A 15,089-nucleotide genomic window follows, 5' to 3' on the forward strand; every position below is an offset into this window, starting at 1 on the left:
AATTCAGCTTGAGATATAACCTTCTTTTTTTTCTTGAAAATGAATTATGCAAAATGCTCAGATATAAAGCAGGAGGTGTGCTATTGTGTGACTTTTCCCTGTTCCTGGAGGCCCCCATAAAAGAGTTAAACGTGAGTTAATAGTATTAACAATCGCTTGTTTCTGAGAATTATCCAGCGGCACAATATTATTCTTATAATATAATAGTAAGCTACTCTCAACATCGTGAGAAGTAATGGTGTTTACTGTTTGAGGAATATAAGATTCAAGTATAAATTTAGCAGGTTCATTATCTTTAATACGTTTAAGAGCCTGTTTTAATTTTTTCTCCCAAGCATTTGAGTGAGTAGTTTCAATTAATAGATCTTTAGTGTAATCGAACTTAAACTCTCTTTCTAGAAAATCAATAATTTGAACTACTTCATTTGAGAGCTCCAAAATAACTATTTTTTTAAAGCGATCAAATTTTACAATAGTGATTGTAACTTTCTCCATGTATGTTTTAGCGCCTTTTCCTTTTCCATTAAAAAAATTAATACCTTTCAGATATTTAGTTGGGTCATAATAGATACAATAATTCTCAAAGGATTTATCATTTGTAAACTTTTTATATATATATTCTTTTTTGTTAATAGGATATATAGTTGGAGCGAATGATTTTTCATCAATTTTAGAATCAATTGCATCTTCATTTAACTGATAGACTCTTTTGTTAACAGAGTTTAATATCTCATATTTATCGAGTATTTCTTTACGATTATTACCAATTATTTCTTTTTCTAGGTAGATAGATTTTCCTAATACTGTTTTAGGGTGCGGATCTTCATTATGGATGCTCTCTTGTTCTAGCATCGAATAAACTGAATTCAGTTTATTTAACATCACTAATTCAGTACCAAATTTTAGTTCTGGGAAAAGGTTAATTTTTGTTGGCATTGGTATTTCTGGAGTAGCTCCTAAAAGTTCCATTGAATTGTTATATAAGCTCATCAAAATTGAGTTCATTCCAAAGATTCTGTCCTTGATTAAAGATTTGACCCGATCAATAAATTTACTTTTTTCAGCAAGATCTCTCCATTTTTTCCAAACTTGAGAGTAAACAGTGCCGCTAAACTGATCGGAATCAGGTTTGTAATAAATTTCTTTTTTATTACTTCCAGTTAACAAATTCAGTACCCTAATTAACGTACTATTAAAATTAATGTTTAACACATAAAGGTCTTCAACTCCCTTTTTCAATGAAAAAAACGGCGTCTTTTCAACAACCCTATAATCTTGAAGTTGTTCATCTGAAGTAAAAAAGCTATTAAATCTTTGTAGTAATTGAAAAATATCTCTCCTTTTTTCTAATATAATATTTAAAGGAAGCTCCGCGTAAATCTCATCAATACTCTCTTCTTTATAATTTGTGATATATTTATAAACACTTAAAAATAATCGTTTAAACTGTTCGACATTCTCTTCACTCCAATAAATAATTGAAAATTTTGCTGGGCTATTATAATTATTTTTATGATTTTCAAATTTTTTCAGAATCTTATTAAAATGAATAAGAAAATCTAGGAAATATCGTTTTTCATTTACTACACTATAGTCTTCGATAATAGCTAAATAGGGATCGCTTAAGGTTGACTCACTGACGTTTTCTCCATTAGGGTCCTTTCCTTTAAAACGATAAGCTAAGGAAAGTGCTAAGCTTCTACCTTGGGTATCATGTCTTTCATCAATAAATATCGTAAGATCACTATATTTCGGTAAATTCAAAGTTGAATTTCCAGTTTTGGAGTAACCTTGAACGTTCATTTTTAACTTTACTTGTGCTCCTATTATTTTTTTATCAGCTTTAAGTGTTTTATTGTCTTTAAATATTCCCAGTACGTTATATTGAATTTCAGAATCAAGTTTTGAGATAGTATTAACACATTTATCAATAATTAAATTTTTTTGTCCATTTTTTAAACTAGATAATAAATTAACACTATTTTTCTGTTGCTCAACATACCTACAAAAGTTATTTGCAGGATTGGTTAGATACTCCTCAACATCTTGATTATCAATATCTTTTCGAAGTTCATGCTTCAAATGCCCTTTCAAGTGATCAGAATATTGTCCACCATAGTAATCACAAGTCTGGCATTTATGATTAACTTTAACGTTGGAGTATTTCCCCAAATCACTTCCTTCTATTATTGAAATAACCTCTAAGAGATGATAATCGAAGACTTTTTCTAATTTACTCTTAACATTAGCAAAATCTCCTAACCAAAATTCATGTTTGTTTGAACTAATAATGCTCTGAATCTCTTTTCGTGTTTTTGTATTATCTTGTGGAAAAATCTTTCCTGTGGATATAACTTCAAATCTTGTGTTTAGACCATGTTTATGAATAAATGAATTAAAGGCAATTATATATATTCCAAGTTCCAAGAAAAATTTGTTATTGAATTCTGACATTTTAATATCACAGATTTGAAGTTTAATTTTATTCGGACTCGATTTGACAATATTAAAGTGTTCATCCAAAACCATACATTCATGATTACAATCAAGTACCTGTACAAGATCAGGTCTGAGAGATTTGAAAGCTATGGACAAATTGTTTAATTGTAAACGATGATGATCCCGTACTAATGGGTAAAAGAAATCAGAATCTACAGAAAACTCAGGTTGATAAATAAAGTCTGTGATAGACGGATCAAAACGTTTTATGAATTTATCGATTAGATTGGGCGAATCTGAAGATAGTTTCACTTTAAAATCATTGCTAGATATTAATTCATTTTTTATTAATTCGGATAAATTTTCAACCGTATAACTTGAAAATTCAAATGCTTCAATTACCTTATTATAAATTCCGTCGTAATTCTCTTTAGAAAACTTTGTTTTAATTTCTTCCTCTAAGTCATCTAAGTCATCGTTTTCTTCAGTATTAAATTCTGAAATTATTTTGTAATTATGAGAAATTTCCTCTAACTTACAAATTTCAGCCAATTCACCCTCGAGTTTTATTTGTGCTAGAGGAGGTCTATCTGGATAAGGAATGGTAGTTAACTTTTCTTCTATGTACATCCTATCAGGAATAATAGTACCAGTATTAATCCTTTCCTTCTTACAAAAATTTTTCCACTCTAAGTCAAGACGATTGATAACTTGCTTTCTACATCCATTATTAGCGAGTTCTGTCAACATACTTTTCTCAAAAATATACTTCATCTTAATTTTCCCCCTATAAAAATTTATGTTTGTTGATTCGGTATGATTTTCATATAATAGTCACCCCAACCCCACCACCGCCCCCTGCAAAGCCAAACGCCTCTGCAAGTACGCCTTCAGATGAGGATCAACACAGTAGATATAGCACCCCTTCGTTCCCCGGGTCATTAGGGTCCGGTAGGTGTTACGGATAATCTGATCGGCTATGCGGAGGGCTTCTTCCTTGTCTTTTTTGTACAGGGTCTTGAAGCCTGACAGGGACTTGTCCGTCTTCGCACGCTTGAAGGGGTCGGTGATGATCCGGTTGTTCTCATAACGCATATCTTCGCCGATGATCACGCCAACATAGTCAAACTCCAGGCCTTGTGAGGTGTGGATGCAGCCTACCTGCTCAATGGATTCAGGGTCGATTGCCCAGGTAGTGGTGTTGCTCAGGTTCCAGCTCATGAAGAATTGGTATTGCTCTAATTGAATATCGTGAACGCCAGGATTATTCTTGCCATCGTTCTTCCAGTCCCAGCAGTAGCCGGCGAGCATTCGGGCCTTGTTATTGATCTGATTCTTGCTGAAGATTTCGTCCCGCAGCTTATTGGGGTCATCGTAGAGCCGGATATCATACTCGAAGTCGAAGCCGTCGGCATTCGCCGTCTCCCGAATCTCAAGCACATCATCCAGCCATGCCAAATATCCGTCGGAACCATTACACCGGAATTGGGAGGCCAGCGTTAACTCCGTGATGTCCGCATCCATTTGCTCCGCATAGTGTCGAATCTGCTCCTTGCTGCCTACATCGTGCATAGCAATCTTCTGATATTCATCAATGAAGAATACGGAGAACCGCGAAGCACGGATGATCTCCATCGTCTGATTGATCCCTTTATTTTTGAACAGGCCGGATTTCTCATTTAAGCGGTGTGCCTCATCGACAATCAGGCAATCGAATTCATCAGGTAATGCCTCATAATATACGCCTGAGCCCTTGAACAAGTTATCAATGACCGACTTCTTCACGTTCTGCTGAAGCTTCTTCATGTACACAGAACGCGGAGCGCTATTCTTGGTCACATATTGGCAGACGAGTTCCCGGGCGGTCAGTTCTACCAGAAGATTAATGCCAAGCACCGATTTGCCTGTCCCCGGGCCGCCTTCGACAATCAGGACTTGCTTTTTGCCCGACTGGGCCTGCTTCGCTAATCTTAAAGCTTCCTCATAGACGACCTTCTGATCGTCAATCATGATGAATTCCTGGTTCCCCTGGAGCATACTGAGGAGTGAATCCTGCAACGATTTGGAGGGTTTAATTTTGCCATGCTCGATAAGGTACAGCGATTTGGTTCTATCGGTCTTTTTAATATAGGTCGTGATGAACCCTCTTAGCTTCAGTGCATCTCCCTTGGAGAAAATCGGTGCTTCCTCAATGTATGGATCATAGACTGGATGTAATAACGGATCGTTGTCGGTTTGAATGTAGTTATGTAAATAGGCGCAGGGATAGAGCTGTACAGCTTCGTTCTGCACGGTCTCATTATAATCATTGATTAGCCTGGCATAAGACCACGCTTGGTAAGATGGATGCGACGTTCTAGTCTTGGTCCGGTTAAAATAGGTTTGCACCAGTCCATCTGCATCCTCAACTGTCTCCACTTCCGTCCACTGCTTAAGCTCAATAATGACGACAGAGTATTGATCCTGCTCGTTCAGGCCTGTGATCATGAAGTCGACTCTTCTCGGAGTCGCTGGAATTCTATATTCAATCGCGATTCCTGCGTCATCTGGAATGTCCGATGTGTTCAGTACTTTATATAGATAGTTCATGGAATTGTTCCAGGCGTTGATTTCGCCCATGGCGGCCCTGCCGATTTTTTGGACGTACTGGTTATGGATCTTTACCGCAATCGTATCCTCGGTCACATCATCCATAAACTGCTGCTTGGTCGATTCATAGATAATCATAGAGCTCTCCCCTATTCATTCACTGCTGTGTGCTTTTTTGTGAGCTTCCCTTGGAGCTGGATATGGGGTATTTCTTCGCATTTTTGTCTATCTTCTGGAGGATAGCATCCTTAACATCGATCTGCAGATCATGGGCAAGCGTCAGCGTGTAGATGAGAACATCCGCAATTTCGTCCTGCATGTCGGAGTAATGCTGCTCTATAGCCTGCTGACTGTTCTTCCATTGAAAAAGCTCCAGCAGCTCGCTAGACTCCAGCGTGATCGAGAGCGCCAGATCCTTGGGATCATGGAATTGCTTCCAGTCCCTGTCGTCACGGAATTGAATGATTCTCTGCATTAATTCGTCCATGTGTACCTCCGCCCAGTGGGTCAAATTCAATTTTCCACAATTTCTCTGTATGTAATGATGATAGCCCAATCCCTAATGTAAATCTATGATATTTCTAAAATTACACAGAAAAGGACTCCTATTGGAGCCCTGGTTCGTGAATTGGTCTAGAACCATATTAGAGTTGGAATTCAGAATTAGAGCTGGTAACTGCCAATGGAATTATTGCCTTCACAAAGGTTTCTTTACTGGTCTGGATCGCTAGCTCTTTTAATTCGTCTTTCCCTTTAATAATGAAAAAAGGTGTGCCTGTACCATAATAATTCGATAAATTGTTCGGTGTTATTGCTTCGCCTGTAATAGAGTAACTGGTAACTGTTCCGATTTCCAACTCAACTTCACTGGCAGATACTTTTTCGTCAGTTATTAATTAAATTTGATCATTCCATTTTATAATAGGCGCTGCATTACTTTGAGAGGATTTAATCTCTGCAAAGGAAATATCCTTCTTTGTTGTATTAGTTTCTTGAGAATTAGAGCAAGCGGTCAATAGTAATAATAGACAAAACCCTATTAATCTTTTCATGATATTCCTCCGTACAAATATTTTGAAACAAATAACACCCTCATGTGAAGGTGTTATTTAACATCCTATTCTATTGTATGCTTAAGGTTCTATTGGAAGTACTGCGGATAATCTGATCAACCACGCAAAAGGTCTCGCCCTTGTCATTCTTCAATATGCCTATATTGTTTTGTTCCATCATCCACACCTTGAACGGGAGCCCTACTGTATTGATAGATCTTTCCATTTTCTTTACGATAAAAATATCTGGAGCTTCGATCATCATCAAAAATGATGGTCGTACTCACCAGAGGAGCTTTACCAATTTGAGTATAAACTTCATTTATATCATTCGGGTTATACCCTCGCTCTTCTATTAAGTAAGTTTCTACTTCGTTCGTTGTTTTGTCTTTGAATATTTTCAATCCAACTAATCCTAAGGTGCAAGCCATCAGAACAATTACCAGGAGTAGCATTTTGATTCTCTTCATGATAAATCCCCCAGTCTACCCTGTATACTCCTCCATAACCTTCTGCATTTGCACAATATGCCGCTTGGCGTGCTGGCACAGGAAATAGATGTATTGGTAAACATCAAGCTTCCCCAGGTTGTTTACCGTCATTGTGGTTGTATAGAGTAGCCCCTCTCCGTTTCCTAGCTCCTTCAAAAGCTCTCTGCATTCGCTAATCTGCTCTTCCAGCAATGCTCTAATCTGCCCTAATTCTTTGTCTCCTGTAGGCTCCATATGCTCTGGCCTAATCCATTCAAAAGCCTTATGCTTCGCTATTGCATCAAGCTCCTGAAGATTAATTGGACGGGATTCAATCACTGCCGGCAGATCTTTCTTTTTGGAGAGTTCAATAGCTTTCCGCTTCCCTTTACGAATGAGAATCAACAGAAAGTGATTAGTTAAGGTTACATGCTCCAATACTTGTTCAATACTCCATCCAACCTGCGGTTTAAAGGATCGGACGTCGGACTTCAAATCAAACCAGTCTTGATAGTCACTTAACGTCTGGGATAATTCCTGATCAATGAAACCTATCGCTTGAGTTACGTTCATGCTTCCACCAGCTTTCAGTTATCTATGGACTCAACACAACAAGCACAACTAAATCCCACAATGGTACAAATAAAACCTGCCTTCAGCCAACTTTTCCGCGAATGAAATCATCTTTGCAAACTGCTCAATGACCTCATCCCGCTCGTAGATCAATCGTTCATACTGCCCAGACTGCGCTTCGCCCTCAACCGTATAGAATTCTCCGGTAAGTTCTAATACTTGTGGTGAATTCAGGAATAGGTCTCTCCAAGCGGAGAATATCCTGTACAAGGCAGCCGCCGAATGCTGATTGAAAAGAGTCACACCATAATAGTTAATCCCGGCACCTGTCGGCGCTCCTGGTAACGCCGGATTTCTGCTTGGAATCCATTTCATGGTATCGTTTATGTACAGAATAATGTCGTCATGTATGACCACACTATCCACGACTTTCGGGTGATTAGCTATATTCCTCCACAAGTGTTCTGCATCTTCTATAGCAGGAATCAGATAAAACTCATGTGTTAGTGCCATCTTAACCTCCTATATCGCTTCCTTCTACAACCCAATTAATGAATTGTGCAACTCATAGATTACCGAATAACTATATTGAACGGTTAGAAGTCTTCTTCATTGTATCACAGCTGGAGACCATGAATTTCTAGCTGGGCCGTATTGGGAATGACCTTTCACCTGGGCTTGGCACAAGCGCAAAAATAAAGACGCTGCGGGAATGCCCGAGCGTCTTTGTCCTTCATCTCCCATACTCCTTATAGAATTTCACTTCACATCTTCCATTTCGCTCACAATCTCTGGTGTGAACTCCCGCTCTGTACCATTTGATTCAATAATGGTAATTTGCTCAGGCGGGTTATCAAGACTCTTCCCCCTGACCAGCAACTGCCGTTCCCCTTCGATTTTGTACTTTCTAATATACAATCCTGAGCCGATATCTTCGAACGGATATTTGTCGAAATCATTCCAGCTTAGTGAGGAGCCCTTCTCAGACAAGCTCTTTAATTCATGCAATGAAATATATTCCCTTACATCTTCTTTCTCTTTATTTTGGCAGGCTGCACAGAACATTAATACGAACAACAATGTCATCGAAAGCTTAAAGCATCTGGATATGTTCATATCGATCCTCGTTTCTTCCATAATTTTACTGGATATATTTTGGTAATCATTATACCATATTTATGTAAAACACACTAATAATAGAACAAAGGGGGCATGGTAAACAACTGCAAGTCAAGTGTGTTAAAAAATCAGGAGGTTTCTGAATGAAAAAACTACTTTCCTTGCTCACAGCTGTTGTAATGGTATTTCTGCTTACGACCCCAGTATTAGCAAGCACTAATACTAACGAAATCAATTCCCAAAATGTTTCAATACATCAGCTTGAATCATCTGTTGACCCTTTAGCATCTTTTAATCCTGATCCAAAAGAATGGTTAGAGTGGTTTAACAGCTTGCCTGAAGAAGTACAACTGCAAGTCAATTACAGACCTGCTGGATTTACCTCCACATTCAGCAAAACAGCTTTACCAGCCAGTGAAATACCAATGAATGAAACACAATACCCTCAGAATGCTTCTGAGCCTAAACAGGACTCCAATAAATCCGCAGAGGTTCAACGACTTGAAACCATGGTAACTGGCGGATACGAACATCCTTATAATACAAGTGTTTGGGCCCCATTGACAGATAAGGCGAATTGCTATGCGTATATGTTGAATACCTCAACCTATTCAGGCCATAAGTTACAACCGGGTGAAAAGGCAGGAAATATTTTTTCAAGTTTAACAACAAACAGCATAATTACTGCAGCAAAAGCTGACATGCCTTATATGAGTAAATCTCTTCGTAGTTCTTCTTATAGCGAGGTCCCAGGTTATAGGGAATACAAAGTAGCCTTAGTCATTGCACCGAATTATGATTATCACTGGTATAGACAAGATGCTGACGGAGGCTGGTCACACAAACGCGGCCTGACTGCCATTGATTTCAGAGATGCAAGCGGCAACTCGGTTCGCAATCCACAAACTGCTGATCGCAATTATGGTAACGGTCTGAATTATTCAACATTCAGCGGGTGGTATATTATTAAATACTAACCCATAAACAAAGACGCTGCGGGGGATGCCCGAGCGTCTTTGTTCCTTTTTTTAAGCTAATCCTCTATCTCACCCGCACCCGAAACTGCGGCAGGTAATCAGCATTCTGCTCCAGAATGTCGGCCAGAACTTCTTTGGCGAGGTGCTCGTCGCCTACGAGGGGGTGGATGGTGAGGGCTTGCAGGGCAGAGGCGTAATCTCCTCTGACGGCGGCCTCGATTGTTAGCTCCTCATAAGCCTTCACGACCTGGAGCAGGCCCCGGATCTGGGGAGGGAGGGGCTTGGTGGGGGCGAGTGCGTGCGGGCCGTCGGATTTGATGACGCAGTTGATCTCGATGGAGACATCGGCGGGCAGCTCGGGAATGATCCCCTGATTGCGTACATTGACGGTCTGGATGTCGCCGGTGTCGTTGTAGATCGACTTCATCAATTGAACGGCGGCTTCCGAATAGTAGGCGCCGCCGCGCTTCTCCAGTTGCGCCGGCTTGCTGTTGACTTCAGGCTGCTTGTAGATCTCGAACAGCTCGGCTTCCACTTCCTTCACGTCATCGGCGCGTGTCTTGCCCGTCTCCTGATAATGCTCGGAGATCTCCCGGTACATCTCTTCCTTCATATAATAGTAACGGTGATACGGACAAGGCAGTGCACCCACGGACTGAATGAATTCGGAATCCCACTCCAGATCAGGGATGTTGGCCATGGATGGTCCCTTGGCTCCGGCCAGCTTGTTCAGGAAGTCCTCCGTCACATCCTCCCCCTGCAGCATCACCCGGGTTGTCCAGTTGAGGTGATTGATGCCGACAATCTCAATGAACATCTCGGCTTGCGGAACTCCGTACAGCTCAGCGACCTGCATCTTGGTGCTGATCGGCAGATTGCATAGCCCCACAGACTTGACCCGGGAATGCTTGGAGACCGCTTCCGTAATGATCCCGGCCGGATTGGTGAAGTTAATCATGAACGCATCCGGCGCCAGCTCCTCGATATCCCGGCAGATATCCAGAATGACCGGAATGGTGCGCAGCGCCTTGGCGAAGCCGCCCGCTCCGGTGGTCTCCTGGCCGATGAGATGATGGGCCAGCGGGATTCTCTCATCTCTGGAGCGTGCATCCAGCATGCCGACACGGATCTGTGTGGCCACGAAGTCCGCACCGCGGATCGCTTCGCGCCGGTCCAGTGTGGTATGTAGCCGGATCGGCTTGCCGCTGGCATCGATCATCCGCTGGGCGAGTTCGCCTATGATGCTCAGCTTGGCCGCCCCCGCCTCAATATCGGCGAGATACAGCTCCGCAACAGGAAATTCATCATGATACCGGATCAGGCCCTCCACCAGCTCCGGCGTATAGGAGGAACCGCCTCCGATCACTGCAAGCTTCAAGTGCTTCTTCTTCATCTGTGATTTCCTCCGTCTCTCTTGAATTGCTCTAGTATTGCACTGGTTACAGGGATGCCCAGCCGGTCCATCGCCAGCATCACGGCACCGAACACAGGCGGCAGCTCCGGAATGACCAGTGTGCAGCGGGGATGCTCCGCCCACACTGCCTCAAGCAGTGCATCCAGCAGCAGCGGGCTTCTGCCCGATTGCAGGATGCTCCCGGTCAGGACGACCGGCACCGCTTCGTCTTCGAAGCCGCCCAGCCTGCGGATGACAGCCGCCGCAGCGATCCCCAGCTCTCTGCCCATATCCGCCAGCAGCTGGCGGGAGAGCCAATCCCCCGCAGCTGCCGCTTCATGAACAACCAGTGATAGCTCCAGCGGCGGCGCAGTGATGTCATCATCGAGGTAACGGTCCACCATCTCTTCGAAGCTTGTAAAACCCAGCCTCTGCGGTATCCGCTCCACCAGCTCGCTGTAGGGCTCCCTTCCGTCCCAGCAGCGCACCGCTCTGCTGAACGCCTGCGCCGCGAGATAGAAGCCGCCGGCCCGGTCACCGAACAAGGTATCGAAGCCGCCTATCTGCACCGTCTGCCCAAGCCGGTTGCGGCCGGCCGCGTTCGTATTGCTACCGCAGACAAGCACCACCCCTGTGTTATCCGGGCTCCCGGCACGAAGCCCCTCGAACGTATCGCAGACGATATCCCAGCTCCGCAGCTCTAATTGACTGCTGATTTCAGGATATAGCTTGTCCATATCCGGCCTGCGGTCAGCGCCCGCAAGACCGAACTGCACATGATCGAGCTGGTCGATGCCTACCCCTGCCTTTGCAAGTGCACCGAACAGCGCTCCGCGAATGTTGAGCACCGCCGCCCGCACTCCAATAATCTGATGGTTACCGCAGCCGGTCACTGCCGACCCCAGAATCCTGCCGTTATGATCGGCGATAACAGCGATGGTCTTGCTTCCGCCGCCGTCTACACCTGCTAGATACATAGCTTCCACTCCTGATTGGTCCATTGTTATTTTAATAGTCATAATTGCAGACATTGTTCCTACAAATGCCCTCTCTTTGTTCCGCTGACATTGCACGTATAGCTTTCCTTCAGCTTGAAATCTCAGTTGTTACACAATAGTTTCTCCGGCTCTTGTTCCGTGATATAATATAACAAATTGCCATCGGAGGACACTTGTAATGACAAAGAGAACTAATAATACATTATATTTCAATATTAAAGAACAACTGCTTAAACAGATTCAATCCGGCCACTATGCCGTCGGAGAGAAGCTTCCCACCGAGGCTGAATTATGCGATATGTTCTCCGCCAGCCGGACCACCATCCGCCTCGCGCTCAGCGAGCTTGAGATGCAGGATATTCTGGAGCGGCACCAGGGCAAGGGCACCTTCGTCAAACGCAAGGAGCTCCAGCTTAACCAGAAGCGCAGCTTCACCGAGGATGTGCTGATGAGCGGCAAGGAGCCCACCAGTAAGATTATCGAAGCCAAGGTGACGCCTGCCGAGATCCCGCTCAATGAATTCCTGAATATTCCTATCAAAGCTCCGGTCAATCAGTTACTGCGGCTCCGCTACGCCGATCATGAACCGCTCCTGTACGAGACCACTTATATCGCCTGGGATCTGGCACCCGGGCTCATCAATGATTATAAGGACGGCTCGCTCTTCTCCTTCCTGGAGTCAGAGTACAACCTGAAGGCCCACCGCTCTGTGGAGCAGCTGAAGCCGGTCCTCGCGGACAAAACCGCCAGCAAGCTGCTGGGTGTCAAAGAAGGCTCTCCTTGCCTGCAAGTGAGAACTTTTACTTATCTGGCTGACGGCTCGCCGCTGGAGTACAGCTTCGGCGTATTCCGGGGAGACTTCCCCAGCTATACGATTGAGAGACAATTCGGATGAAGGTGACCTTCGTCCCGGTAACCCCTGTTACTCTTTAATAATCTCGAAATATCTCCCCAGCCAGTAGGGCAGCGTGAATACCGAACCCGCCTCAATGCTGCCCGAACGGTAGTTATACCCCGGATTGGCACCGGTCGTCTGGCTGTCATTCTCGAACGGATTCGAGTTATGCTTAATGATCCGCCGTTCGTCCGGAGCCAGTGCGTAATTCGTCTGTTTATAATCATCGCGGTCACCCGGTTCAATATAGAGGACATCCTGACGGTCCCATTGCACCGGGAATTCAATCTGGAATTCCGGGAAGCGGTACAGGAAACGGACCGCCGACTGCAGATCGACATCGGTCTTGTCCGGGTGCGCCAGCTGGTAGAGGAAGGTGTAGAACGGATTCTCCTCCCGCACCTCATTGGAGTACCACTGGTCATAGGCGGCTACAATCTGCGCATGCCGGTCTGCATCCTGCTCAAGAGTCACCAGGATGAATACCGGGAACCAGCCCAGCTCTTCATCTGAATAATTGATATATTGGGTCCAGTCATTATGCAGCGTAGCATTGGTGTTGGTGTCGTCTCCCACATTGTCCATCGTTACCGGCTGGTTATCGTTCCCGCTGTAAGCATTGGTTGCCTGGCGGACGAGCCTGCGCTCAATATATTCCTGCGCCATCGCCATGTAGCCCTTACCGTTGATATATGGCTCTTCCTTGCTGTAGCCGCCTTCAAAAGCCTGCTCATACGCCAGCTCATACTTGGCTGAATCAGCCGGATAACTCTCTGCGACAATATAGCTTGCCGATTTCAGTGCAGCCATGACTTGCAGTGCGTTGAGCGGACCGTCCTCGTAGCCGTAGGACAGCGCATCATCCCCATTCTCATCGACCCCAATCTTGGACTTCCACTGTTCCTGCCGCTCCATGGTCCCAACACTGTCGTTGAAGTATTTGGCGAACCATCTGGACCACTGTGTTGATTTGCCGGTAGCGTCCTCAATGTAATAGTGGTCGTCCTTCAGGATCAGCTCGGTCATGCGGTGCGTCGTTTCTTCAATGAGGGCCTTCAGCTCAAGCAGCTCAGGATCGGTGCTGTCCCCGATCAGATATTTATAGGCGGTATAGAACATGGCATAATGGCCATCCACCTCATCTGCCGAAGTATCGGCCTTATACACAATCTGGTTCATGTCGATATGGCCGTCCACAATGGCGCTCTCCGGGAACAGATCATTGAAGAATGACGGAATCTGCTCATATACGGGAGCTGTCAGCTGGAACAACGGCTTATTATGAAGGCCTGTTGTTTTGTCTTCCTTGGCGTCATTATTGTTCGTGGCAGCCGTAATGACTGGCAGCACCTGATACACTGCGCCGGTTACGGACGTTCCAACCCGGGTCTTGATATCAATCCCCAGCTTCTGGCCTTCGGGACGTGTCAGGTTCAGCTCGTCAATGGCAGCTTGGCTAAGGCCAAGTCCATTGTAGTTCAGCACATCCGTGCCTCCGCTCGGGAACAGGGTGGAGCCTTTTTTGTTCTCTGCGTCTTTGGTTACTCTGACCATGGAATAGCCGATCGGCGCAACTCCGTCGCCACGCTGCATGCTTGGAATGATTCCATTCGGGTTGATCATGTCCGGCCCGACGAAGTTCTGGAACCAGAAGCCGTTCTGGGACTGGTAGCCATACACTGAATTATCCACTGTAGCCGCACTGGCTTCACTGGTCAGCATATACGAGCGTGCCGGGAACCCGTTGCCGCGGCCGGAGACATAATCGAGCAGCAGTACAGCCTTGGTCGCTCTAAGCGCTGCCGCTCTGGCCGCGGCAATCTCGGCCTGCTCCTCTGAAGCCGGGCTCGTTCCGTACTGCTCCTGCAATGCCTTATAGCGGAAAATTTCGCCCATCGCATACATCGCGGTCCATAGACCGTCATTATCGCTGGTGGTAGGCGTGGATGTGAACACTCCGGTCGCGGAGTTGTAATTGACCGCATCCAGCGTGCTGTCCGTCTCTGGGAAGGTGAAGCCCGCGCCATGAACCATGCCGCGCCGGTCCAGAATCGACTGCACGAGATCCTCATAGATAAACGATTTATCATGTAGCGTCTTCTCCGGCATCGCAATATGCGTGACCCCGCTCGCCGTACGGACCCAAATGCCGTTCTTACCGTCACTGGCCAGTCCCGTCACATGATCGTCTCCGCCATACAGATACCTTGGTCCAGCCATATACTGCACAATATCCTTGGTGTCGCTTGCGCTGAAGTCCACCCGCTGTAAGCCGGTCTCCGTTCCAATCCAGTAGACTCCCCCGTCCAGAACCACACTGGTTACATCGCCGATGACCGAGAGCGGCAGGAATTTGAGTGCTGAAGCATCGGTGACCCATTCAATGTTGCCCGGGATAGAAGCCGATCCGGCTTTGTAATAGGTCATTTCTTTGGTCTGCACAGCCTCCAGCTGAACCGGAGAGTACGCCGAGCCAGGCAGCTTCTCCGCAAGCACGGGCGCCGCCGGCAATACGAATAATGTTAGAGCAAGCAGTCCACCCGTGATCTTCATGCCCGTTCTTTTCATCTTGTCCATGGTAAGC

The 15,089-nt window shown here is 45.1% G+C and carries 14 protein-coding genes; 2 read left to right on the forward strand and 12 right to left on the reverse strand.

Features of this window, described 5'->3' with window-relative positions; all coding sequences use genetic code 11:
- Positions 1-57: 57 nt before the first annotated feature.
- The 9 genes from MKX63_RS00330 to MKX63_RS00370 all read right to left on the reverse strand — a co-directional run bounded on the left by MKX63_RS00330 (position 58) and on the right by MKX63_RS00370 (position 8,131).
- The gene (locus MKX63_RS00330; protein WP_341014495.1) at positions 58-3,213 is read right to left on the reverse strand and encodes an AAA domain-containing protein; all 3,156 of its coding nucleotides are present in this window, start codon (positions 3,211-3,213) and stop codon (positions 58-60) included.
- Positions 3,214-3,273: 60 nt separating this feature from the next.
- Positions 3,274-5,166 (reverse strand): DUF2075 domain-containing protein, encoded by a 1,893-nt coding sequence (locus MKX63_RS00335; RefSeq protein WP_341014497.1) that lies wholly within the window; start codon positions 5,164-5,166, stop codon positions 3,274-3,276.
- A gap of 19 nt (positions 5,167-5,185) precedes the next feature.
- The gene (locus MKX63_RS00340; RefSeq protein WP_341014499.1) at positions 5,186-5,515 is read right to left on the reverse strand and encodes a nucleotide pyrophosphohydrolase; all 330 of its coding nucleotides are present in this window, start codon (positions 5,513-5,515) and stop codon (positions 5,186-5,188) included.
- A 157-nt stretch (positions 5,516-5,672) separates the two neighbouring features.
- Positions 5,673-5,885, reverse strand: coding sequence for a hypothetical protein (locus MKX63_RS00345; RefSeq protein ID WP_341014501.1), 213 nt, complete (start codon positions 5,883-5,885; stop codon positions 5,673-5,675).
- Between the two features lie 39 nt (positions 5,886-5,924).
- Positions 5,925-6,080 carry a hypothetical protein gene (locus MKX63_RS00350; RefSeq protein ID WP_341014503.1) on the reverse strand — a complete coding sequence of 52 codons (156 nt, stop codon included), beginning with the start codon at positions 6,078-6,080 and terminating at the stop codon, positions 5,925-5,927.
- 143 nt (positions 6,081-6,223) lie between these two features.
- Positions 6,224-6,550 carry a DUF3139 domain-containing protein gene (locus MKX63_RS00355; protein ID WP_341014505.1) on the reverse strand — a complete coding sequence of 109 codons (327 nt, stop codon included), beginning with the start codon at positions 6,548-6,550 and terminating at the stop codon, positions 6,224-6,226.
- A 15-nt stretch (positions 6,551-6,565) separates the two neighbouring features.
- Positions 6,566-7,123, reverse strand: a complete 558-nt coding sequence (locus MKX63_RS00360; protein WP_341014508.1) for a DinB family protein — start codon at positions 7,121-7,123, stop codon at positions 6,566-6,568.
- A gap of 48 nt (positions 7,124-7,171) precedes the next feature.
- Positions 7,172-7,636, reverse strand: a complete 465-nt coding sequence (locus MKX63_RS00365) for a hypothetical protein (RefSeq protein WP_341014510.1) — start codon at positions 7,634-7,636, stop codon at positions 7,172-7,174.
- A 246-nt stretch (positions 7,637-7,882) separates the two neighbouring features.
- The gene (locus tag MKX63_RS00370) at positions 7,883-8,131 is read right to left on the reverse strand and encodes a hypothetical protein (RefSeq protein WP_341014511.1); all 249 of its coding nucleotides are present in this window, start codon (positions 8,129-8,131) and stop codon (positions 7,883-7,885) included.
- Positions 8,132-8,385: 254 nt separating this feature from the next.
- Between MKX63_RS00370 and MKX63_RS00375 the strand changes: the two genes are divergently transcribed.
- Entirely contained in the window at positions 8,386-9,219 is an 834-nt protein-coding gene (locus MKX63_RS00375; protein WP_341014512.1) for a hypothetical protein, read from the forward strand.
- A gap of 64 nt (positions 9,220-9,283) precedes the next feature.
- Here the strand turns inward: MKX63_RS00375 and MKX63_RS00380 are convergent, their stop codons facing one another.
- Positions 9,284-10,612 (reverse strand): 6-phospho-beta-glucosidase, encoded by a 1,329-nt coding sequence (locus tag MKX63_RS00380; protein ID WP_341014513.1) that lies wholly within the window; start codon positions 10,610-10,612, stop codon positions 9,284-9,286.
- Entirely contained in the window at positions 10,609-11,589 is a 981-nt protein-coding gene (locus tag MKX63_RS00385; protein ID WP_341014514.1) for a BadF/BadG/BcrA/BcrD ATPase family protein, read from the reverse strand. Before MKX63_RS00385 ends, MKX63_RS00380 begins: the two co-directional genes overlap by 4 nt.
- A 199-nt stretch (positions 11,590-11,788) precedes the next feature.
- On the opposite strand from MKX63_RS00385, the gene MKX63_RS00390 reads away from it, so the two are divergent.
- On the forward strand, positions 11,789-12,505 hold the full coding sequence (locus MKX63_RS00390) for a GntR family transcriptional regulator (RefSeq protein ID WP_341014516.1): 717 nt from the start codon (positions 11,789-11,791) through the stop codon (positions 12,503-12,505).
- A 27-nt stretch (positions 12,506-12,532) separates the two neighbouring features.
- Here the strand turns inward: MKX63_RS00390 and MKX63_RS00395 are convergent, their stop codons facing one another.
- Positions 12,533-15,082, reverse strand: a complete 2,550-nt coding sequence (locus MKX63_RS00395) for a hypothetical protein (protein WP_341014517.1) — start codon at positions 15,080-15,082, stop codon at positions 12,533-12,535.
- Positions 15,083-15,089: the final 7 nt, after the last annotated feature.

The sequence above is a fragment of the Paenibacillus sp. FSL R7-0179 genome (assembly GCF_038002265.1).
Taxonomy (GTDB): domain Bacteria; phylum Bacillota; class Bacilli; order Paenibacillales; family Paenibacillaceae; genus Paenibacillus_AQ.